Source organism: Paenibacillus sp. ACRRY (assembly GCF_022346995.1).
In the GTDB taxonomy this organism is placed as follows: Bacteria; Bacillota; Bacilli; order Paenibacillales; family Paenibacillaceae; genus Paenibacillus.
The window spans coordinates 518,629-541,322 of sequence record NZ_JAKRNM010000001.1 but is presented as its reverse complement, the minus strand read 5'-3'; the positions used below and the strand labels follow the sequence as shown (position 1 = coordinate 541,322).

The window sequence follows — 22,694 nt, the reverse complement described above, 5'->3', positions numbered from 1 at the left end:
GATTCACCTCCGGCTAGATTTACCCTGCGCCTCTTGAATTCCTTGCTGCATAAAATGGAGACATTGATGCATCCCCTCCTGGATCCCTCCGCCGCTCTCCTCATCTGCTGACATCCAGCCCACATATCCGATCTCGTGGATCGCTTGAAAAATCGGCACGAAATTGATGTCTCCCTCTCCCAGCACCCGCCAGTCTCCGCCCGCAAAATCTTTCATATGGAAGTTATCGATGTATGGAGCAAAACTGGTAATGATCTCCGCGACGTCCGAAATCCCTGACTTCACCAAATGGGCTGTGTCCATCGTCAAGCCTACAGTTCTGTCCTGCAGTTGATCGAAAAAGATATCAAAATCTTCTCGGTACATTACGGGCTGGTCGTAATGGTGGTGCAGGGAGAGCTGAACACCCCGCTGCTCGCAATCCTTGCCGAGCTCTGACAACTGACGGGCGAAACGGCGAATATCCTCCGCCGTGACATGTTCCCGGGAGAGCCCGTGACAAAACACGATGGTCTCCGTACCCACGCTTTCGCTGAAGTTAAGCAGCGAGGCTAGACGGGAGCGAATCTCGTCATCAACAGGTCCACCTGTAATCAGTGCCGACGCGATCCCGGGCCACGTTCCCCATTCGTCAAGGAAACGTTCTGAGTCATTAATGTATGAAGCGTACTGGGCATGTTTTAATTGAAGCCCTGCATAACCAGTTGAATGATATTCTCTAAATAGAAGGTCCCGTTCTTCATCCGTTTGGGTCGGCCGTGAAAAGGCAAACTTGACGCTCATACGACTACTCCTTGATTCAGTATTATTGGACGTTGCTCGCTGGAGGAACGATAGGCTGCATCCAGGATGGCCACTGTCTTCAGATTATCTTGTGCGCTATTTGGAGCTTCATCTCCGGTTTCAAGTGACACCAGGAGCTGATTTAGGCCCTCAAAAGTGGCTGTTTCACGAGAGACATCGTTGTGCCATGTTTGTAATGGGGACTTGGTGTCATTCCGGTACAGTTCAACCCTCTGATGAGTGCAGAACAAAGTGCCCGTTTCACCGATAACAATCATCTCCGTTCTCGGGAATGGAGACGAGAAGCTCTGAACATAGGTAGCCATCGAACCGTTCTCGAAGGCAACTTGAACCGTTGCGTCGGTTTCACCCGCACAATTGATTGCTGAAGAGGACCGCATCAAACTATTAACGGAAACAGCCTCTGAACCAAGAATTTGGCGGAATCCATCAAACCAATGAATCCCCATAACGGACAATGCATGACGCTCACACTGGAGTCGCCAGCCGCTGTCTTGGCGGAAAAACAGGTTGTTGAAAACAATTGAAGTTACCTTGCCGATGGTATCCTGAGTCACGATATCCTTAACGACATCGAAGGTGAAATGCCTACGGAAGTTCTGGTTGACTGAGATTGGCACGCCGAGCATCGCTGCCTTATTGGTAATTTCGGTGGCATCAGCCAATGTATCGGAGAACGGTTTCTCGACAAAAAGTGGGATTCCTGCTTCCAGCAGGGGGTAAACAACCTGCTTGCGAATCGAAGTGGGGGTGCAGACAACCGCAACATCGATGCCGCTATTCTGAATAAAGTCATCCAATTCGGTGAATTGCTGCCGAATGCCATATTGTTCTGCTTTTTGAGTAAGAATCTCTACATTCGGATCACAAATGGCAACGATCTCAAGCCGGTCTGGGTGATTTTTATATCCCTCCAAATGAAGCTCTGTAACACCACCTGCACCGACAAGACCCACCTTATACGTTTTCATTTTCCGTTCTCCTCCTTAAATGAATACTCTGTTATAAGCCTAGTGCTCCGCTTCTGGACCATCCGTAAGCATTCCCTTCAGCAGGTTAGCAGCTCTGTCCGCAAACGCTGGATCATTGATATTAACATCCATTTCATAAACCGGAATACTGTCTTTAACATGCTTGCGGATTGCATCAAAACAGGCGCGGTCCGCATCCGGATCCCAAAATGGTTGCCCAGGGCTACCCAAAATGGATACGCCTCTCATTGGAAGCAGGAAGGCAACTGGCCCTGAACTAGCATTGGCCTTCTCCGCAAGTATGCGGCCAATCCGCATATTCTCTTCAGGTGTCGTTCGCATGAGTGTAATATTCGGATTCCACTCGTAGAAATTACGGCTCGCATACTGGACGGGGACTGTGGCCCTGGCATGAAAATTAACCATATCCACGCAGCCCGGAGCGATGACCTGTGGTATACCTCGCTCAGCTGCTGCATCTCCTCTTTTGGATCCAGCTGAAAATACCCCGCCGGCGATTTCATCGGCCCACTCTGTCGTTGTGAGGTCTAGAATACCTCCCAGTAAGCCGGCTTCAGCAAGACTTTCCATCGTTTGTCCACCAACGCCCGTGCAGTGAAAGACCAACACTTCCATTTTCTCGGCCTCAAGCTGTGCTTTCGCCCGCTCAACGCATGTAGTCGTGTTGCCAAACATACTCGCAGCAATCAGTTTCCGATCATTTGCTGGCGTAATCTCGGATTCAGTCATACCGCATATCGCACCAGCTGCCCGTGTAAAGATGGCCCTACTGATTCGGTTAATTCCGGACACATCAACAACGGCGGGAAACATAACAATATCCTTCGTCCCTACATACTCCCTTGTATTGCCCGCTGCAACTGTAGAAACAATCAGCTTGGGAAAACCGATAGGCAGCTCTCGCATCGCACTGCTTGCTACTGCAGTCCCAGCTGTTCCACCCATACCAACTAAACCATGAATTACACCGGATGAAGCAGCCTTCTCGATGACTTTAGCAGCTCCTGAGGACATGATTCCCATTGCCTTCCCTCGGTCGTTTAGAGAGATTAATTCCTCTAGAGATGATCCCCCTTCAGCAGCGATCTGTTCTCGCGGAATGTCTGAATGCAACCGAGGTTCACCGATCACGCCTGTATCAAATACGTATACTCCGAATCCCCTACGTTCAATTTCGTTCTTCATAAATGCAAACTCAGTGCCCTTGGTATCCATCGCCCCGATCATACCAATGATCCGCTTCACGCTAGCCCTCCTTCACATGGACCTCCTTTTATAACAAATCAACTGGGTAAAACTTAAGTTTACTAATTCAACTTTTATTCAACCTTGTTGAATTGAGATCATCATACCTCATGTTATTCATTTAAGCAAGCGCTTTCTTTTGGGTTATTTTCAATTCATTATGGTCGGTCATTATCGTCATTACCCGTCAAAATTCGCATGAATGAACATCATCAATATCGAAGAGATTGAATATTCAACCTAGTTGAAGTATATTATACATTGATACAAATCTTAGATTAGAAAGAGGTAACCATGGATTTGGGAAGGCGCATTCGTCTCATACGCAGAGAGCAAAAGAGGACTCAGGAGGAAATTGCTGAAGCATGTGGTTTCACTAAGAGCATGCTGTCTAAGATTGAGAATGGCGGTGCGATGCCAGCTGTGTCGACTTTAATGAAAATCGCGAATGCTCTTGGGGTTAAGGTCTCCGACTTGCTAGAAGAGCAATCCAGCAACGACACGGTCATGGTTAATGCGAGTCAATATGAGGACGTTGAGAAATGGATTAAAACGAACAAAGGCTATTCGTTCTTTGCGTTCGCTTCCAATCGACATAATAAAATTATGCAGCCCTATATGTTTGTGGCAAAACAAGGGGAAGTTAATGAACATACCTTTTCACATGAAGGTGAAGAATTCATATATGTTATATCTGGTAAGATGAAGTATCGTGTGGGAGGAACAGAATACGAGCTAAGTGATGGAGATAGCTTGTACTTTAATTCACTCCAGGAACATACGGTAATACCGATCTCGGAAGAAGTTCGCTATCTAGCCGTATTTACTGAGTACCAATCGAAAGACTCATAGTAGATCCCATTTCGTAGATTAACGAGGATGCCGACATTTGTCGGCATCCTCGCTTTCATTTACATTAAGCTTTAATTTGCAGCAACATCTACTCGCCCTTTTACATTAAGATAAAATCAACTTTATTGTTTATTTTTGAGCCAGGATCATATAGACAGATTGGTTGGCAATTTGGGTTGACGGATAGATCTTATTAACGATGGAGAAGCCAGCATCAAGGATTTCAACTTCCATATCTTTGGAAGAAACTCTCGGCCCCGTTGAAGTCTCTGACTTTTCTAATTCAATACATAAGAACAAGCCTTGGTCTTTCAATATTCTGTTGATTTCTTTTAGAGCTGCTGCAAGTGGCTGAACTTCGTGTAAAGAAATTGAAGCAATAGCTATATCAAGAAACTGGTTACCTAACGGAATTTCTTTGAAGTCACCTACAACAGAATTAATGTTAGCGATGCCTCTCTCCTTCGCTTGGTTTTCCAGATATTCAAGGATATCCTTATCATTATCCAATGCATATACGGTGTTCACTCGTTCAGCCATAGAAAGTGAAATATAACCAGTTCCCGCTCCAAGGTCCAGTACATTGTCGGTTTTCTTAACAGGTAAGAGCTCCAATAATTCCTCTGCTGGAAATCTTTCGATATTTTCTAAATTGCTAATTTTCTTTTGTAATTTTGGATTCATGTCGGTCTCTCCTTTAATTGCAGATAAAATAACTCTTTAATAACTATAATAAACTTTCATTGTATTGTAAACCTTAACTTATCACCTTTACGTTCGATACTCGATATCCCATGGCGTTCAACTGCTTCTTCAAAATTCAACCCTGTTCCTTAAGATAAATGGAAGGAACGTTTCCAGTTAGTCTTATTTTCAATTGATTTTTTTGGAAGAAAAGGGTATTTTATAAGTAGCTTAGTGATAAGCAAGTTCCTTACACGAAGGGAGATGTTTTTAATGGCAGCTACTTATATGGTGGTTTCGTCTTAAAACTGAATAGTAGGCATATGCAAAAAAAGCGGGAAAATGCCCGCATTATTTGGTATGCCATCCAAAGTAACCTTTCGTGAATATTGCTGTTTGCAGATACGATGAAGGTCGTATCTTTTTTGCGTCCTTATGCCGCGCGACAGCAGCTTCTATTGAGGCTGCTTGTCCGTGGCATTTTTGCGTCCAAAAAACAACATTAAAGGAGCTAACCAAAAAACATGATCGATTTGAAAACCTATGGCTATACAGAAATAGATGCAATTCAAGGCGGATTATTGCCCGGCAGGGTGACGGAGCTTAGGCGCGAGCGCTTCACGGTCATGACCGAGCGTGGGGAAGTTACAGCGGTTCTCAAAGGAACATTTTATTACGGCGCCGCAGCACGCGTGGACTTTCCGTGCGTCGGAGATTTTGTCTCGCTGCACTATAACGAGAGCGGAAATTCTCTCATCGCTACAGTACTGCCCCGCCGCTCCAAATTCTCACGCGCGGATTACTCCGGTCATGCCACAGGTTATACCAAAACCGTGCTGGAACAGGTCGTTGCAACCAACTTTGACTATGTGTTTATCCTTTCATCGCTGAATGGGGATTTCAACGTTTCCCGTATCATGCGGTACCTGACACAAGCCAGGCAGAGCGGCGGCCAGCCGGTCATCATTCTGACCAAGGCTGATCTCGTTGAAGATTATACTCTCCCACTCTTAGAAGTCACACAAAGTATTCCTGGTGTGCCGGTTCACGCAATCTGCAGTCATACAGCCATGGGGCTGAACGAACTTAATCCCTATTTACTGCCTGGTAAAACAATTGTCTTTCTCGGCATGTCTGGTGTCGGTAAATCGTCACTGCTCAATGCTTTGATGGAAAAGAACGTAATGAAGGTTCATGCGATCCGGGATGTCGACAGCCGGGGGCGGCATACGACAACACATCGTCAGCTGTTCATGCTTCCCTCCGGAACGATGGTCATCGACACGCCGGGTATGCGTGAGCTTGGGCTTTTTGATGCCGATGAAGGCTTAAGCACTTGTTTTACCGATGTGGAGGAATGGTTCCCACAATGCAGATTTACGGATTGCCGCCATCAAACCGAGCCTGGCTGTGCCGTTCTCTCCGCGATTGCCGACGGTTCGTTGTCTCGTGGGCGGTGGGAGCATTATCTCGCCCAACAGCATGAGAACAAGTATGTTCAGGATAAAACGAGTTACCTCATTGATAAAAGGGCGAGAAACAAAACCCTCGCCATGTACAGCAAGAACACGAAGAGAAACGGGGGTAAGAAGATATGAATATTAAATCCGAAACGCTGAATGATGTCTTAAGCAGACGGTTTGAGAAAGATATCATCTCGGCCGACTACCAAACCATGCCGTTACAGGGCGGGACTGTGGGAAATGTACTCTTGGTTACGGGGATTGCCGAAACATCGGAAGGCGAAAGATTGTCTTACCGCATCGTGCTGAAGATTCAAAAGCAATGGAATCGTTACAATGATCCAGATTCATGGCGTCGCGAATATGACCTTTATGCATCTGACTTGGGTGAAACATTCTCAGATGCCTTGTGCTGGCCAACATGTTATCACGCCGAGATGAATATCCAAGAAGATGAATTCCACCTATGGCTGAAATACATTGATGGTGTATCCGGTTTGGACTTGACCGGTGACATGTACGAACAGGCCGCGCTGGAGTTGGGACGCTTTCAAGGCAAACTGTATGCCCAACAACCTGCTGTACTGCAAAGCCTGACGAACCTGAGCCATGCGGACCTCATGAAAAACACCTATCTGTACTACCGGTCATGGCCAGTCGTCTACGACTATATACGTTCAGAGGACTGCGAATTCCCTCAGCACGTGCGGCAAATGCTTATCGACATTGATGATCACGCAGACGACATATTTGACTGCATTGAAAAACTGCCCCTTGTGCTATGCCATAGGGACTTCTGGGTGACCAACTTGATCTATGCCGATGGGAAAATTGCGCTCATTGATTGGGATACATCGGGATGGGGCTATTTGGGTGAAGATCTAGCAAGTCTGATTGCGGATGAAGCGGATGTTAATTACATGGTCGATTACTACAAGCGGTGTGTTCCCGCCTATTACCAGGGATTTTCAGAATATGCGGATGCACCCCCTGCTGCCGACCATTGCGTCTATGAAATGATCCTTCTCGTATTTGGATACAGGTTTGTGGAGAGTTATCTCCACACAGAGGATGGTGGTAAGAAGACGCAAATTATCCAAATGCTACAAAAAATCCATGAAATGAAGAACATCACTGTTTAAATTTGCTCATACAGAGAAACTCCGAAAGCCCTTAGTGGGATTCGGAGTTTCTTTTGTAGTATCAATTAATTCGATGATATGGAATACGACTCTCCACCACTATTTAGAGATCCTATATACCGGCCATAGTGCCCATCTCAAAATTTGGCTGCCCCAAAAAGCAAAGACGGTCGTTCCAGTCCATGAGCTGCGTCTATTTTCGCTGTACTGATCGTTGATAATATATGTCCTTGTAGATGCAGGGCTTTTCAGACCTAGCTTTTCCCACTCCGATGGATCATTTGAACCTCCAAGTCTTACGAACATTTTCTCAGATTCCTTATTGATTTTATGTGGAATTTGCTCGTAGGCCTGGGTGATTTGCATATGAAATTGATCGATTGGATTACGGCTGGCTATGCTCTCCAAGTGAATGCTTTCGCGAAGATAAGAAACGTATGCCAGATGTTCCGCCCAGAACTCGTCGATATAAAAAAGACGTACCCTCTGTTCAGAGGGGCTCATCGGCAAGTCACCTTTTAAAATCTGAAGTCGCTCCGCGAACATAATTCGCCTCTGATCTTCCACCATATCTGAATAACTGTTCAGTTCCTGATGAATATCGAAGTTCTGCCCCATAATAACACGCTGAATATGCTCGATTTTACTGAAAAGCACCGAGTCCTCTAGAGCCTCATCCTGCCTAGGAACCCGAACCAGCTTATGGATGCCGAACTGAACCATCAGCTCATCTTCCAGGCTTACGAAAAATACCGTGGATCCCGGGTCGCCCTGACGGCCCGAACGCCCGCGTAGTTGATCGTCAATCCGCACGCTTTCGTTCACATATGTACACAGCACATATAATCCTCCCAGCTTGGCGACACATTCTGCCTGCTCAGGATTTCCTCCGCCGAGCCGAATATCTACGCCTCGTCCTGCCATATTTGTAGAAACCGTTACGGCACCAATTTCTCCTGCTTTAGCGATGATTTCTGCTTCTTTTGCGTCGTTTTTCGCATTTAAAACATGGCAATGTATATTAACCTTAGCCAGTGCTTCCGCTAGGTCATCGGACTCCTCAACGCTAGATGTACCAATGAGAATTGGACGTCCCGTCGCATGGACAGACGAGATTTCTTGTACAAGCGCTTTTCGTTTGGCTTCTATATGTGTGTAAATTCGGTGCGGGTGGTCAATCCGTATATTTGGTTGGTTCGAAGGAATTCGCATGACCTGCAGCGCATAGATATGTTCAAATTCCATTGCAGAAGCATGTGCTGTAGCCGTCATTCCACAAATTCCTGGATACAGGCTAATGAAGTGTTGAATGGTAATCGTGCCCAGAATTTTCCCACCTACCGTCCACTGTAGCCCTTCTTTGGCTACAAGTGCGGCTTGCAGCCCGTCGGGTAAATACCTGTTTTCAGCCACGCGGCCAGTATATTCGTCAATCAACTCGATTTCACCGTCTCGGACGATGTAATCGACATCTCTTTTTAGTAACGTTTCTACATGCAGTGCACAATTTAATGAAGTTAACAAATGAGCATTATGGCTATCATACAGATTGCCGCATCTAAGCATTGACTCTGCCTTCGCTGAGCCAGCTTCATTCAAGTAAACGTTCCGTTGGAATTCATCGAATTCATAATGCTCTCCTTGTTCGAGCTGCTGAGCCACTTCTGCGAAACGAATGTTGTCATTCTTGGAAGAGCCCGACTCTCCACTAATAACCAGCGGCACCCGCGCTTCATCAAGAAGCAGCGAATCTGCCTCGTCGACAATGACGAAATGGAACGGACGATGAACCAGTTCAACTTCATTAAGTGCGATCGTGTCACGTAAGTAATCAAACCCCGCTTCTTTAGCCGTCACATAGGTTATATCACTAGCGTAGGCTTCCTTTTTCTCGTATAAACTCATGCCCGCTTGAACCGAGTTTACGCTTAACCCAAGAAAACGATAGATCGGGCCCATCCACCGGGCATCTCGATTGGCCAAATAATCATTAAACGTCAGCACATGTACGCCTTTCCCTGTCAGTGCATTTAGATAAGCAGGCATCACAGCAGAGAGCGTTTTCCCTTCACCTGTGTGCTGCTCAACCAAAAATCTCTCATGCAGAGCGATGGCTGCCATGATCTGTACATCGTACGGCTTTAATCCAAGCGTTCTCTTCGCTACCTCGCAGACTAAAGCGTAAGCTTCGACAAGCAGCTCATCCAAGGGTCTGCCCCCTAATGCTTCCTCTTTCAGGCGTTGTGATTCCTCTTGAAGTTGGTCATCGTTCCAAGCCTCCAAATTTCTTTTTCTGATGAGTTGCACTTGGTTTCGATAGCCTTTCAACTGCTGCCGGGTATCGCGATCTTTGAGTTCACCCATCAACTTGGCTACTAGGTTCACTGGTTAATCCCTCCTCGGTCGAAGTGCATAATACGATAACGACAGCAACCTCACTAAGCAATTAACATAATCGTGAAGGAGGCTTTACTGCAAACCCTTTTGATCACTGAAATACAATTGAATTCGACATAATGAGTTCCAAAAACTCATCCAGATCATTTGCCACTTTTTCGATTTCTTCAAATTCAGGTTCATCTCCACGTACGATGGCACCTGTTTCATTGGATATATCAATCGCATAAAAGGAATAACCACCGTTAACTGATATCATGATTGGCAGGTAATGATTCCACCATGTCGTTATTTCTGATCTCCATTGATCGTCATTCATTGCTGCTTCCAAGCTGAGCAGTTCAAATTCATTCCATCGAAAATCATCATCTGAGCTATTATTATATTCATTCTCACAGAGGAACCATGTTTTCTCATCAGGGGTGATGCATTGTTCCACAACACGTAAAAAATCTAAATATCCATCAGGAATTTTTTTGTATCTGGAAATAAAACCAACATCGAAATTTAAATAAGAATTCGTTTGTTGGGTTATTTTCCAACCGTTTGATTCAGCCCAATTCATGAATTCATGGATTTTACTACTCATCGTGCACCTACTTCCTCCAATGGACTCACTTTCCTATTCGTTGTTTTGATTACTATTCTAGCTTTACGATTCCATACCCTTTTTGACGAAGTAATTCTTCACTGAGTAATCGCTCTAAGATAGGCGTATCTAAATAATAGGTTCTCCTCCAGTAGGACCGTAACATAGATAAAAAAAACCGTTCCCTCAATATGGACACTTGTATCGAGCAGCCACGTTGAGGGAACGGTTTATTAACATTAGGTGATACGTAATGAACGTTGTAATTGAACAATATCTTCATGGATTAAAGGGTATTCAGGCAACCTCGGCACGTCCATAATGAGTTTCTCTTTATTTTTGATGGAGTGTGTAAGTCTTTCGAAATAGACTTTATACTCTTGCACTCGCTCTTCCGCCCCTTCACCTGAAGGATGGCGAGACGCTGCGAGTAACATGTATCCCAAGTGCAAGCAATCCCCCACTGCAGGCCAGAGACTCGTAACCTTTACATCCCTGCGAAGCGACTCGGCAAATGCACTGTCATATACCAAACGGAGCTGAAGTAAAGCTTGCTGAAGCTCCTGTTGTTTGGAGGCTTGGATGCGCGTATGTTCACTCTCTAACATGGCAATCAACATCTTCCCTTCTTTTTCAACAGTATCTGAAAAAACGGTAAGCAACCGTTTGGAAGAAATCTTTCTCCATAACAACGTCGTCCCGACAATGGCCACGATGCTTCCAATGATGATATCGACGAGTCGTGCAGATATGAAATACCCGCTAGTCAGTGCTGGGTTAATTGTCGTTCCAATCAATAGGGTACTGGGAGTAATGAACATAACCGCGAGCGAATAATTTCGGGCGTAGATTAATTCCACAATAAACTGCAGTCCGGCAAGTGTTAACGAAATAAACAAGCCAGCAGGTTTCAGCCATAATAAAGCTGCCCCTATCCAAATCCCAATGATCGTGCCCACCGAACGTTGTATGCCCCGATGCAGGCTACTAACATATGTCCCGCCTCCCATTACTGCAGCCGCGGATAACGGAACCCAATACGAACGGTTCAAATGGAAACCATACGCAATAGCTGCTGAAATGATAATTATTGTTCCGTAACGGAGAGCCGCAAAAGGTATATGAGAATCCTTGCTGAACGCTTTTTGGATCAGATCACCAAATACGATTTTCGCCGATTCCGCAGTAGATGACGACACCGGAGCTGTAATCAAATCATTTGTCCCCGATTGAATTTCAAATGCACACTTTACGTTTGCATGGAGATCTCTAAGAGAAGAACTGCTTCCCTCTTCGGATATTCGAACGTCAAAATGTTTACTGCTATTTTTGTCACGGAGCTGATTGCTTATGATCTGCAGTGATTCGACGAGTTGATCTTCCATCTCATGCTTTCGCTCTTGTGAGACATCAAGAATAGATAGAAAGATTAATTCAGCTTGTACGTTTAATCTTATCAATTTTTCCAAAACGCATTTGTTCCGGTTCCGTTTCCCGAAAAACGTGGAATGGGATAATGTTCGATCTGCCTGTTTGATAAGAAACGCCGCCTGATGCTGCCGTTCCGTATAATGATCCGTTCCAATGGATGACAGAAGACTGGACAAGCTCTGGTATACCGCCGAAACTGCCTTGGTCTCGTTACCGTACGGCTTCACAAGCACTCCTGTCATAGCCACGATCCAGGCAAAGATCGCGCCCAGCAATACGAATAGCACATTTGGGCCGATCGCTGCCATATCATGCGGCATGGAAGTGCCAATCGCATAAGCCAGGACAAAAAACATGCCTCCAGGGCCGACAATTTGAAAAAGATTAAACAGCATGGTGCTCAGAAACCCAATAACCCCAAACATAAGCACCATAAGTACATCGTTATAAGAGCTTAACGCACCTAGTGCAAATGAAGCAGTTAATCCGAGCGCAATCCAGAACAATCTTACAGCACGCTGGGAATACGTTTCATTAGATACATACAGAAAGGTGAAACCTCCGACGGACGCTAATATGCCGAGAGCAGGATCTCCGATCAAAAAACCGACTAAGGAGGGAATTCCCACACTGATTGCGGAGCCAACTCCCCTGAACCAATTGAGCGGAATCGGTTTGATTCGAAAGGCTTCTTTGTAGGTTGCTTTCTTCGGAAAATGATGCTTAGAACGTCGTCTGTTCTCATGAGTAAATTGATGTTGATCCATCTTACCAACCTCTATTTCAAACTAGTTTTGTGTATGAGTTCTTGCGTTGTTTTCGATACGGGATAACACATTGCTAAACATGGCTAACTCTTCCTTCGTAATACCTTCCAATACTTGACCAAAAACATGTTCCAGATTCTTTTCGACCTCATTTTTTAATTTCGAGCCATGTTCTGTAATGAAGATCAAAAATGAACGACGGTCCTGGTGATTCATCTGCCGAACGATCAGGCGGTATTTTTCCAAGTTATCCAGTATTTTGGCCAAAGTAGCAGGGTCCTTATCCGTAATGGCAGCAAGCTCTTTTTGCGAAATACCTTCATGTTCATACACCCGCTTCAATACGGTCCACTGTTCAGGCGTAATAGAGAAACGCTTCAAATAACCAGTAAGAAAGCGAAGAATCGCTCTGCTAGTTTTTGTTAAGGCATATCCATATCGTTCTTCCGAGCTAGAATTCATATGTGTCTCCACCTTCAAATTTAGTTGCTATACATATAGTTTGCATACAAATTAATTATAGTTTTCACTATGATTAAAAGCAAATACGGCTTCTGGCTTAGACTTACAACCATTTGTTTTTACATATCATGTGGACTATAATGGTTGATGCACAAAATTTCAGACTTCTTTGGAGGAACATACACATGAGATCTTTTCAGTTTTACAATCCGACTCGATACATTTTTGGTAAAGGGCAAATCGAAGCATTAAAAACGGAAGTTCCCAAATACGGGAAACGCGTTTTGCTTGTATATGGCGGTGGCAGCATCAAACGGAGTGGACTGTACGATCAGGTGATCACCCAGTTGCAGGAAATCGGAGCAGAGATTACAGAACTGGCCGGCGTAGAACCGAATCCTCGTCTCTCTACGGTTCATAAGGGTGTGGAGCTATGCAGAGCACATAATATAGATTTGGTGTTGGCTGTCGGTGGCGGTAGTGTACTTGATTGTGGTAAAGCGATCGCGGTAGGTGCAAAGTACGACGGAGACATGTGGGATATCGTCGTGCGCGAAGCCACCCCTCAAGGCGGACTTCCGCTGGGAACGGTACTGACCATGGCGGCGACAGGTTCCGAGATGAACAACGGTTCAGTTATTACTAATCAGGATACACAGGAGAAATGGGCCTGGTTCAGCGAGTATTCTTTCCCTGCGTTTTCAATCCTCGATCCTGTAAATACCTTCACTGTGCCTCTTGATCAGACGGTATATGGGATGGTGGATATGATGTCTCATGTGTTTGAACACTACTTCCATCTGGACAGCAATACACCGGTTCAGCTTGGATTTTGCGAGACCATTCTTCGTACCGTAATGGAGACTGCACCTCGATTGATCAAGGATCTGGAAAACGTTGAACTGCGAGAAACCATACTTTATTGTGGAACCATGGCACTTAACGATATTCTGAATATGGGTCTTGCCGGAGACTGGGCCACTCATAATATTGAACACGCCGTGTCGGCCGTATACGATATCCCTCATGGAGGAGGTCTTGCGATTCTCTTCCCGCACTGGATGAAGCACAATCTGGATGTGGACATAAGTCGGTTCAAACGTCTGGCAATCAACGTATTTGATGTTAACCCTGAAGGTAAATCAGACAGACAGGTTGCAGAAGAAGGTATTGATGCACTGCGTAACTTCTGGACTTCCATTGGTGCACCTAGCCGGCTTGCGGATTACGACATCGATGGCAGTCAAATTGACGCGATGGCCGATAAAGCCATGCGTTTCGGTCCGTTCGGATTTTTCAAAACATTGCAGCGTGAAGACGTGGTCCAAATCTATCAAGCATCGTTGTAATGGCAGATCGGTATTCTTCTTGCAGGTGAGTTAATAAAAATGGACGTCCTTTATTGGGACGTCCATTTCTGTTGTTTATCCATAAATGTATGTAGGAGTACCTACTTGTGAACAAACTTGAGCAGATTTCAGCTCAAATATACTTCCTTTTACGACGAATCTAAAAACGTAAACATGCACCTTTACGATCTCTCAAAATATAAAAGTGCTACTCCTCAAATGGATGAGGAATAGCACTTTTTATAAACCTAAGCTACTTTAATGACTTGTGGTTGATGAACCCTTAACCTTTTTAGCCTACTTTCGTACGGTTACATTTAACTTGGAAGTTCTGGTTTCCCCTGAAGAATTACGAAGTACAGCTTCATACTCATAGATTCCAGGTCCCCTTCCGGTGATTGCGGTAACCGCAGATTGTGCATTAGGTGTATTCGATTGCAGCGACTGTGTGTCGATCAATATACCATTTTCGTAGAGTTCGTATTCGGTTGCATTCGTTCCCCACCACAGATTCATGCTGACATTATAGTTGCCGTCACCGTCCCAGTTGTCGTTTGATAGAACGGCTTGCCCCGGAGAAGCATCGGTAACAATGACTGTCAGTGGAACACTCATGGTGGTACCCAGTGAATTGATTAATTCTCCGGTATAAATATAGGTGCCATTTTTCTTTCCAGTAATATCTACTTGAACAGATTGAGCGGATGGTGATTGATCGACCAGTGCAATTTCCTTGATCAATTCGCCATTCTCATACAGTTTGAACTGATTGCCGTTATTGCCCCACCACAGATTCATCGTGACCGTGTAATCCCCGTCTTTGAGACCCGTATCGTAACCGTTATTATCAGATAACACAGGCGTTCCAGGCGCCCCGTTCGCTAGTGGAGTTGCTTGGTTGAGCCATTCTTCCCACTTAAGCAGCACATTGGCCTGCTCATCCGTAAATACGGTTCCTCTAGCTGCTTGAACATCATTACCGTAAGATGCAAGAAGTTGACGTGCCTTTGCTCCTTCATGATTAATAGCTGCCTGGTTGGCCTGCTCTAATGTGTTCGCGAGCTGCTCAGCAAGAGCATTTGCATTAGGATCTATCGATTCATTCGCAAAGGAGTTGGTCAGATTAATCAGGCTATCAAATGTAGCAATAACTCCAAAGCTATATTCTACCGTCTGTTCCCAGCCAGCCAAATCGGATACGTTTGCCGTCAACTTGTTCAGGCCGGGTTCCAGTGTATAAGCCGGAGTGTCCAGGAGCACACCCGTCGGTTCTGTTACGCCGGATACCGAATCGGAGGCTGTATAGCCAATTTCCACGTGCTGATCAATGGTGTATTCGGTTTGACCCTGAATTTCAATGGTTGGTGGTACGAGATCAATAGATAGGGTCAGAGTCTGCTCACTCTCTTGGTTACCATCCACATCGACGCTCCAGTAAGTGATGGTATGTGTACCTTCTTCACTTAGAGTCAACTGTGTACCACTCACCGTTTCGCCACCATTAATTTGATAATAGGTTCCTTCAATCTCGGAATCTTCATCAGTTGCTGTAAAGGTTACTTGTACTGGAGAAGTATACCACCCGTCATGCTTCTCCCCTTCAACGGATACCGTCGTATGCGGAGCTGTCTGTTCCGGTGATTCCCCTTCCAGTGTGACTAAGGCTGACAGCGGTATATTCAGTTCTTTCACAAGACGTGCCACAAGTTCAGATACCTTGATTGCACCGTTCATCTGCAAATGTGTATTGTCTTCCGTTGTACCTACCCACATGAATATCGACTTGGTTCCTTCTGTCCCAAGCTCCTGGAAATACTCCCAGCTTGCCTGGTTCAGATCGATGATAAGTGTTTCCGTCTCCTCCGCCGTTTCTTTCATGGCCTGAACATATTCCGGGAAGCTTTTGTTCAGGATCTCTCCAGTAAAATCACGACGGTTAACTGGAGTGACCAGAATCGGAATCGCCCCTCTTTGCCGAGCTCCATCAATGTATTCTTTCAAATATACCTTGAATTGCTCAGGCGTAAGATAGCGCTCCGGGCGGGACGGCGTGGAATCGTTATGAGACCACTGCATAAACAGATAATCGCCTTCATGAATATCGAGCAAAAGATCGTTGAGATATCCACCGACCAGGAAGGTCTTGCTGCTGAGCCCACCGACTGCCCGGTTATCAACGCTGATTTCATTTTGATCAAAATATCCGCCCAGCGTTTCGCCCCAGCCTGCTTGCGGGCGATAGTTCTCCGCGTAATTGGCAACGGTGGAATCGCTAGCCAAATAAATGACAGGCTTATCGCCCGCGCCGTTTTCAGGCAGACGCTCAATCTTCAGTCCATTAATCTTCGGTGTATTTCCAGCGAAGTCAAAGTTAAACACTCCGTCAATCAGAGCAATGTCATAAGTGATTTCTTTAAAATCACCCTTGGAAATGGTTGTAAGCGGCAGCTTCGTCATCTGCTCCGCGACGACACTTGCGCTTGTCGATTCCTCCGCATCCCCAACGGTCATCGTTACCCGGTAATTGGCTGGTTCCATTTCCACCAGGAAGGAAGTTCCGTTTACCCGCGTGAAATCCTCCTTGAGCGCATCTCCGGTTTCCCGGTTCACATCTTCGGTCAGCGCAGTATCGGCAAAGCCATACCCATTTCCTTCGATGTACGCTCGCTTGGCATCTACCTTGATATATCCATCAGCAGTGCTGCCGGAACCAAAATCAAACTTGTACTCACTTACCTCTTCAGCCGTCTCTTTGGTCAATGAACCCTTGGCGACATTTAACATGTTAAATGTGTGGTCAACCTGGGCCTGAGTGGCTTCTGTATTGAATATGGCTTCCGCAGCTGCCAAAGCCCGATTCACCACTGCTTTCGATGCTTCTGTATATTCCGACAGATCCAGTGCTTTGATCTCATCATACAGAGCAATCAAAGCCGTTTGATCGCCGCCCTCGGAAGGGAGCTGAGTGCCTTCAATTCGCACGTTATCGATCTGAGTCGTCCAGTTCAGCGTGCCTCCACCGCCTTTTCTCGTACCCAAGAACCTAAAGGCTCTGACGTTGTCCGCGTAAGCACCGGAACTCATCTGAATAGATTCGATCGTCTGTGTAACTGTCGGATCCGCTATGTTCGTTAACGTCATATCCAGCGTTTTCTTGGCAAAATTAACGGTTGCATCCACATTGACCCACTGGTTCTTGGAGATCTCTGTAGCCGTTCCACCTTCAGGTATGGCTGTATCGCCTGTGCCATAGTCCGGATTATAAGCACCGACATAATAATGAATTTTGGAACTTCCGGTTTTCGTATACAGTGTGAAAAGCGCATTTTCGTTAGAATCCATGATAGTAAGATGCCCCTCTGACGGATAGGCACTTACATTGCCCGATTGCCAATCAAACTTCACGTTTACCTGATCACCGTTTACGGCATCGAACAAACGGAACACTTTAGCCCGATGACCTGATCCGGATCCCGTGACGGACAGCACTTTATTTCCGCTTTGTTCTACAACGGTCCCTGTCATCGTTCCTGCAATACCCGTAGCATTGACCATCGCATACTGGTAGTCGGCAGCGTATCCTTCAAAATCCTCTTCGTAGAGCTGAATTTCTGGCTCCGGTTCCGGCTCGGACATATCCGGGTCGATAACCAGAGAAGAAATACTCAACTCCATGTCTTTGACCGCGCCTGCAACCAGTCCGGCAATTTTCTGTGCGCCATAACTGCTGAAGTGTGTATTATCGTTGATTCCATTTGGGTATTTCGGATATTCACCCGGATTAGCGTAAAGGAACACTTTCTCCGTTGCAGCATTACCGATTTTGTCGTAGTACGCAATGCTCAGCTTGCTGAGATCAATCAGCGGCACGTCAAGCTCCTCTGCCACCTCTTTGGCAGCCTGCACATATGCCGGGAAACTGACGTTGAATTCCTGCGTTACCGTATTGAAATCTCTGCGTCCAACCGGAGTAAGCAATACCGGTGTTGCACCTCGCTGTTTGGTACCGTTTACATATCGGGCCAAATACATTTTATAATCTTCTGGTGATGCATAACGGTCCGGTATCCCTGCACTGGCATCATTGTGACCGAAGGAAATGAAGAAGAAATCTCCCGGCTTGATTCGCTGCAGGATCGTATCCAGACGACCGTCTACCATAAACGATTTGCTGCTTCGGCCGCCGATCGCGTCGTTCACGATCACTGCCCCATTTGAGAAGTAACGACCGAATTGCTGACCCCACCCCTCTTGTGGTGCCTGCATTTCACTGTAAGATTGCATGGTTGAATCACCGGCCATATAGATCGTCGTTGCGGCACCGGCCGATTTATCCGGATATTTCTCTATGATAATGTCTTGGATGTCTATGGCTGTACCCGTGAAGAGGAAATCAAGCTGACCATCCACCAGGGCAATGTCATAGGAATACTCCAGCGGTTCTCCCGCTTTTACATTCGTCATAGCTAACTTCTGGACGAATTCGGATTTGACTCCAACGTTGGAGCCACGCGAATCATTCCCCAGCCGCAATGTCACCTTATAGTTGGCATTGGGCAGGTCAACAGCAAATGTCGTACCGGTCTCAACCGAAACCTGGTCTGCCCCTACGGTAACCCCACTTGTTTCTATGAAGCCGTAGCCCGTATCTTGTGCGTAAAGCGTATCCTGTACTGCCGTATTCCCTGACGCTGTCTCGGTACCAAAGTCAAAGCGATAGACGGACTCCAGCATTTCTGCTTCACGCGTCAGTGACAGATCCGCTTTAGGGAATGCTGTTGCTTCCGCTCCAAGATAGAAGCCTGTATGAGGCGGCTGGTTGTAAGATACATTTTGCCATGCTACACCAAGTCGATATACAGGGTCCTGCATCAGCGTAGGAATACGATAATCTGAAGGAATGGTCGTCGTATAGAGACGGTATTCCGAACTATCTTCGCTACGCAGTAGAATTTCCTCACGCCAGTCACCCAGAATGTCCGCCTGTAGCGCTGGATTTCCTTTGGTATGGTTGTTCGTTAACGTACCAGTCGCCCGGAAAATTTCATCCAGCTTTTTGTTCTCGTAATCCCACTTATAGATGAGTGGAATTCCTCTGGCTGTACTGTTATCCCACTCATGATCGAACAGCTCCCGCTGAAGATCTCCATCCCACCAAATCGCAAAGTTTGCGGTTTTAGGTCCTTCTTCCGCAGTATAGATAGCCTCTCCGGCAGCTGAGTAGGTATTGGTTACAGGGACACTTTGCCCATTGGTAATGGTTGTGGCCCATGACTCGTAGCCAGGATAGTTCGGATCAATGTCCGCCGACATTCCGCGGCCGGTGTCGAAACCTGTTTTTTGTCCCCAGAGAATTTCACCTGTAGCCGCATCTCGCATCTCCAGTCCGTACGCAGCGTCCGAATGCTCATGCACGCTTACGACCTGGTAGCCCTCCCGGTTCGGATCGAGCTGTCCGGCGTGCATGGCATCACCGTGACCGAGCCCGGTGCTGTACATCAAACCGCCATCATCGTCGATGGCTAAGGCGCCGAACATGATTTCATCTTTGCCGTCATTGTCGGCATCCAGTACACTTAAGTTATGGTTACCTTGTCCTTGATATTGTGCTCCTGCTTCGTTTGTGTCGAAGATCCAGCGCTGCACGAGTTTTCCGCCAACATAATCATAAGCAGCAAGCACAGTGCGGGTATAATAACCGCGGCTCATCACAACACTTGGCTTCGTGCCGTCCAGATAAGCGATGGCGCCAAGGAAGCGGTCTACACGGTTGCCGTACCCGTCGCCCCAATCACTGACGTTTCCTCTTGGGGGATTGTAATCCACGGTGGATACGGCCGCTCCGGTCTCACCGTCAAACAGCGTGAGATACTCCGGCCCTGACAGTATGTATCCGCCCTCGTTGCGGTAATCTTTCGTGCCGTCACCAATGACCGTGCCTTGTCCGTCTTTTGTGCCGTCCGCTGTTTTCACAACGACTTCGGCTTTTCCGTTGCCATCCAGATCGTATACCATGAGTTGCGTATAATGGGCTCCGGCACGGATATTGACTCCAAGGTCAATCCTCCACAGCTTTGTGCCGTCCAGCTTGATGGCATCGATATAGACATTGCCGGTATAACCTGCCTGCGAATTGTCTTTGGAATTACTCGGACTCCACAGGAAGACGATTTCATATTCGCCATCACCGTCCAAGTCCGCTACGGAAGCATCGCCGGCATAATAAGAGTAAGTTCCACCATCCTTGGTCCGGCCGTCAGCCGGCTTATCCAGTGGAATAGGCAGGTAATCGTTATGCCAGACCGATACAACCTCTGGCTGCATTTGCTCCTTGCCCGCAATGATGGTGGAAATCTGATATTGCGAGCTGTCGAAGCCGGTTGTGTCCACATAGTTTGTCACGTCGCTGATCGGTGACGCGTTCACTTTGGTTCCGTTTTTGTATATATTGAAAGCGATATCATCAGGATCATTGTTTAAATACCTCCAGCTTAAAAAAACGCCGTTGTCTACGAGAACCGCAACCAGACCCCGGTTAAGATATTCTCCCTGGCGGCCCGTCAGGATGTCTGATGACTCTGCACGTGCCGGAGCCGGAGGTACAGCCAATGAAATAACCATAAGGAATGCTAGAAAAGATACAAATATCGATTTCTGGATGGAAACAGTTCTTCGGTCCATTGGATTAGCTCCTCCTTTATCCAAAAATTCATTTTAGAATCTGGGGAAAGAAATCTTTGTGTTGTAAGACAGCCCCAGGAATATGGTTCATCTGCCCTGCTTGATGTTAGTCGTTCGTTGGACTTGTGAAGCACTATTCCTTTGTTGCAGGAAAACTTGCTTTCACTAACCAAAGGAACACAACGATAGTCACCCCCTTTTTATGTTACCGCTTACAATTATCTTACAGGTGTAAAAAAAGGCAGACAATCTAAAAAATGTGACGTATTATATAATATAATTGACTTTTTTAGGCAGGGGATGAAAGTATGGTTCATACGGTCTCTTATGCTTTTCGTAACGACGATACATCAATCATGACACTGGACTCTATTGGATGGCAGATCGTCTCCAGCGAGGAATATCGCTGTCCAAGTGACAATAGACCGGACCCTGGGCACGTTGTTTTTCAATACACGCTTAATGGACAGGGCTATCTGGATATTGATAATCAAACGCTTCCTTTACCTAAAGGACATGCCCTACTGGTTAAAATCTCTGGAGAACATTGCTATTACTATAAGCAAGAGAATAACGAACCTTGGGAATTTATCTGGATAAACATTCGGGGGGATGAAGCGAACCGGATCTGGGATATGATTCATGATAACGAGGGACATGTCATTCTACGAAACGCGGATTCTCCCCTGATTCAGGAGTTATGGCAGATCATCCATTTGATTCATCAAGAGAAAGTAACGGACAAGTATCGTTTGTCCATGCAAGTCTATCAGTGGTTGCTTATCTTGGTTCAGACAAGTCGGGATGCGGAGAGAGATATCGGCGTCCTTTCGATTACCACGATCGAGAAATGCAAAAAGTTCATCCGGGAGAATTATGCTTCCCCTTTGACGCTCGATTTGCTGGCCAGCCATTGTGATATCAATAAGCATTACTTGTGCAGATTATTTCAGAAATCGGAGAAAACATCACCGCTAGCCTATCTCAAAGACAGACGGATTGAGGTTGCAATCCGACTACTCCGCACGACTGAGCTTCCAATTTCCCAGATTGGTCAACAATGCGGTTTTGAGAGTCCAAGCTATTTTGGCAAAGTTTTTCGGCAATATATGTCCATGTCACCCAAAGAATATCGCTTGAATAAGTTAGAGTTTCCTTACGAAGCCATCTATTATGAGTAGCCAAATTCCTACTCCATTTCGGCATTAAAAAACCATTTATTCTAAACTTTCCTTGTACTCGGCTAACACCTCATTCCAGTATTCTTTATCCGCATCTGTAATTGATCTATGAACTCTACATGGATTGCCATGAGCAATCACATTTTCAGGGATATCTTTGGTAACCACCGAACCAGAACCAATAATACTTCCCTTCCCAATGGTTACTCCTGGATTAATGACAACATCTCCTGCGATCCAAACATCATCTTCAATGACTACGGGTAACGCATACTCGAGTCCTGTGCTCCTGACTTCTTTATCAATGGGATGAAGAGCAGTATAAATACTAACTCTTGGACCAATAAATACATTATTGCCGATCTCAATCGTATTGAGGTCTAAAAAGATACAATTAAAATTACAGAAAAAATGATTTCCTACGTTGATATGAGACCCATGACTACAATAAAAGGGTGGCTTCACTGTATAATTTTCACCTATTTTCCCAAACAGGTCTTTAATCAAGTCCTTTCTGAGAGCATTCTCTTCTTCTGTGGTTTGATTAAATAATCTAGAGAGATACCGCCCTTTATTTTTCATTTCTTGGATCTGTTCATCGGTTTCATACAATTTCCCCTCAAGTAACCTTTGATATTGTTTTGTCATAAAAAAA

The 22,694-nt window shown here is 45.8% G+C and carries 15 protein-coding genes; 5 read left to right on the top strand and 10 right to left on the bottom strand.

What is annotated here, in order from left to right:
• Window positions 1–3 precede the first annotated feature (3 nt).
• Genes MH144_RS02355 through MH144_RS02345 form a run of 3 tightly spaced genes read right to left on the bottom strand, consistent with a single transcriptional unit; the run spans window position 4 to window position 3,041 of the window.
• Window positions 4–783: a sugar phosphate isomerase/epimerase family protein gene (locus tag MH144_RS02355; RefSeq protein ID WP_239297474.1), complete on the bottom strand. Its 780-nt coding sequence runs from the start codon at window positions 781–783 to the stop codon at window positions 4–6.
• Window positions 780–1,775 (bottom strand): Gfo/Idh/MocA family protein, encoded by a 996-nt coding sequence (locus tag MH144_RS02350; protein ID WP_239297473.1) that lies wholly within the window; start codon window positions 1,773–1,775, stop codon window positions 780–782. Before MH144_RS02350 ends, MH144_RS02355 begins: the two co-directional genes overlap by 4 nt.
• A 39-nt stretch (window positions 1,776–1,814) precedes the next feature.
• Window positions 1,815–3,041 carry a Tm-1-like ATP-binding domain-containing protein gene (locus tag MH144_RS02345; protein WP_239297472.1) on the bottom strand — a complete coding sequence of 409 codons (1,227 nt, stop codon included), beginning with the start codon at window positions 3,039–3,041 and terminating at the stop codon, window positions 1,815–1,817.
• A gap of 294 nt (window positions 3,042–3,335) precedes the next feature.
• Here MH144_RS02345 and MH144_RS02340 point away from each other — a divergent pair, with 294 nt between their 5' ends.
• On the top strand, window positions 3,336–3,893 hold the full coding sequence (locus MH144_RS02340) for a helix-turn-helix domain-containing protein (protein WP_239297471.1): 558 nt from the start codon (window positions 3,336–3,338) through the stop codon (window positions 3,891–3,893).
• 129 nt (window positions 3,894–4,022) lie between these two features.
• Here the strand turns inward: MH144_RS02340 and MH144_RS02335 are convergent, their stop codons facing one another.
• Window positions 4,023–4,577 carry a class I SAM-dependent methyltransferase gene (locus MH144_RS02335; protein WP_239297470.1) on the bottom strand — a complete coding sequence of 185 codons (555 nt, stop codon included), beginning with the start codon at window positions 4,575–4,577 and terminating at the stop codon, window positions 4,023–4,025.
• Window positions 4,578–5,101: 524 nt separating this feature from the next.
• On the opposite strand from MH144_RS02335, the gene rsgA reads away from it, so the two are divergent.
• Both rsgA and MH144_RS02325 read left to right on the top strand, forming a co-directional pair.
• A complete protein-coding gene (gene rsgA, locus MH144_RS02330) occupies window positions 5,102–6,175 on the top strand; it encodes a ribosome small subunit-dependent GTPase A (protein ID WP_239297469.1) in 1,074 nt (357 codons plus the stop codon).
• Window positions 6,172–7,182 carry an aminoglycoside phosphotransferase family protein gene (locus MH144_RS02325; RefSeq protein WP_239297468.1) on the top strand — a complete coding sequence of 337 codons (1,011 nt, stop codon included), beginning with the start codon at window positions 6,172–6,174 and terminating at the stop codon, window positions 7,180–7,182. Before rsgA ends, MH144_RS02325 begins: the two co-directional genes overlap by 4 nt.
• Before the next feature lie 99 nt (window positions 7,183–7,281).
• On the opposite strand, the gene MH144_RS02320 is transcribed toward MH144_RS02325, so the two are convergent.
• The 4 genes from MH144_RS02320 to MH144_RS02305 form a co-directional block, all read right to left on the bottom strand.
• Window positions 7,282–9,567: a preprotein translocase subunit SecA gene (locus MH144_RS02320; protein ID WP_239297467.1), complete on the bottom strand. Its 2,286-nt coding sequence runs from the start codon at window positions 9,565–9,567 to the stop codon at window positions 7,282–7,284.
• Between the two features lie 103 nt (window positions 9,568–9,670).
• Window positions 9,671–10,168, bottom strand: a complete 498-nt coding sequence (locus MH144_RS02315; RefSeq protein ID WP_239297466.1) for an SMI1/KNR4 family protein — start codon at window positions 10,166–10,168, stop codon at window positions 9,671–9,673.
• 239 nt (window positions 10,169–10,407) lie between these two features.
• Window positions 10,408–12,366: an FUSC family protein gene (locus tag MH144_RS02310; protein ID WP_239297465.1), complete on the bottom strand. Its 1,959-nt coding sequence runs from the start codon at window positions 12,364–12,366 to the stop codon at window positions 10,408–10,410.
• A 21-nt stretch (window positions 12,367–12,387) separates the two neighbouring features.
• Window positions 12,388–12,828: a MarR family winged helix-turn-helix transcriptional regulator gene (locus MH144_RS02305; RefSeq protein ID WP_239297464.1), complete on the bottom strand. Its 441-nt coding sequence runs from the start codon at window positions 12,826–12,828 to the stop codon at window positions 12,388–12,390.
• Window positions 12,829–13,013: 185 nt separating this feature from the next.
• Here MH144_RS02305 and MH144_RS02300 point away from each other — a divergent pair, with 185 nt between their 5' ends.
• Window positions 13,014–14,177 (top strand): iron-containing alcohol dehydrogenase, encoded by a 1,164-nt coding sequence (locus tag MH144_RS02300; protein WP_239297463.1) that lies wholly within the window; start codon window positions 13,014–13,016, stop codon window positions 14,175–14,177.
• Between the two features lie 297 nt (window positions 14,178–14,474).
• Here MH144_RS02300 and MH144_RS02295 read toward each other — a convergent pair whose 3' ends face one another.
• Window positions 14,475–20,858 (bottom strand): rhamnogalacturonan lyase family protein, encoded by a 6,384-nt coding sequence (locus MH144_RS02295; protein ID WP_239297462.1) that lies wholly within the window; start codon window positions 20,856–20,858, stop codon window positions 14,475–14,477.
• Between the two features lie 308 nt (window positions 20,859–21,166).
• On the opposite strand from MH144_RS02295, the gene MH144_RS02290 reads away from it, so the two are divergent.
• Entirely contained in the window at window positions 21,167–22,039 is an 873-nt protein-coding gene (locus tag MH144_RS02290; protein WP_239297461.1) for an AraC family transcriptional regulator, read from the top strand.
• Between the two features lie 36 nt (window positions 22,040–22,075).
• On the opposite strand, the gene MH144_RS30685 is transcribed toward MH144_RS02290, so the two are convergent.
• Complete coding sequence (locus tag MH144_RS30685; RefSeq protein WP_275439937.1) at window positions 22,076–22,687, bottom strand: sugar O-acetyltransferase; 612 nt, start codon at window positions 22,685–22,687, stop codon at window positions 22,076–22,078.
• Window positions 22,688–22,694 lie beyond the last annotated feature (7 nt).

What these genes read in the sequence shown, in the direction of transcription:
- MH144_RS02355 (WP_239297474.1), bottom strand. Translation starts at nt 783, where the DNA reads ATGAGCGTCAAGTTTGCCTTTTCACGGCCGACCCAAACGGATGAAGAA.
- MH144_RS02350 (WP_239297473.1), bottom strand. Translation starts at nt 1,775, where the DNA reads ATGAAAACGTATAAGGTGGGTCTTGTCGGTGCAGGTGGTGTTACAGAG.
- MH144_RS02340 (WP_239297471.1), top strand. Translation starts at nt 3,336, where the DNA reads ATGGATTTGGGAAGGCGCATTCGTCTCATACGCAGAGAGCAAAAGAGG.
- MH144_RS02335 (WP_239297470.1), bottom strand. Translation starts at nt 4,577, where the DNA reads ATGAATCCAAAATTACAAAAGAAAATTAGCAATTTAGAAAATATCGAA.
- rsgA (WP_239297469.1), top strand. Translation starts at nt 5,102, where the DNA reads ATGATCGATTTGAAAACCTATGGCTATACAGAAATAGATGCAATTCAA.
- MH144_RS02325 (WP_239297468.1), top strand. Translation starts at nt 6,172, where the DNA reads ATGAATATTAAATCCGAAACGCTGAATGATGTCTTAAGCAGACGGTTT.
- MH144_RS02315 (WP_239297466.1), bottom strand. Translation starts at nt 10,168, where the DNA reads ATGAGTAGTAAAATCCATGAATTCATGAATTGGGCTGAATCAAACGGT.
- MH144_RS02310 (WP_239297465.1), bottom strand. Translation starts at nt 12,366, where the DNA reads ATGGATCAACATCAATTTACTCATGAGAACAGACGACGTTCTAAGCAT.
- MH144_RS02305 (WP_239297464.1), bottom strand. Translation starts at nt 12,828, where the DNA reads ATGAATTCTAGCTCGGAAGAACGATATGGATATGCCTTAACAAAAACT.
- MH144_RS02300 (WP_239297463.1), top strand. Translation starts at nt 13,014, where the DNA reads ATGAGATCTTTTCAGTTTTACAATCCGACTCGATACATTTTTGGTAAA.
- MH144_RS02295 (WP_239297462.1), bottom strand. Translation starts at nt 20,858, where the DNA reads ATGGACCGAAGAACTGTTTCCATCCAGAAATCGATATTTGTATCTTTT.
- MH144_RS02290 (WP_239297461.1), top strand. Translation starts at nt 21,167, where the DNA reads ATGGTTCATACGGTCTCTTATGCTTTTCGTAACGACGATACATCAATC.
- MH144_RS30685 (WP_275439937.1), bottom strand. Translation starts at nt 22,687, where the DNA reads ATGACAAAACAATATCAAAGGTTACTTGAGGGGAAATTGTATGAAACC.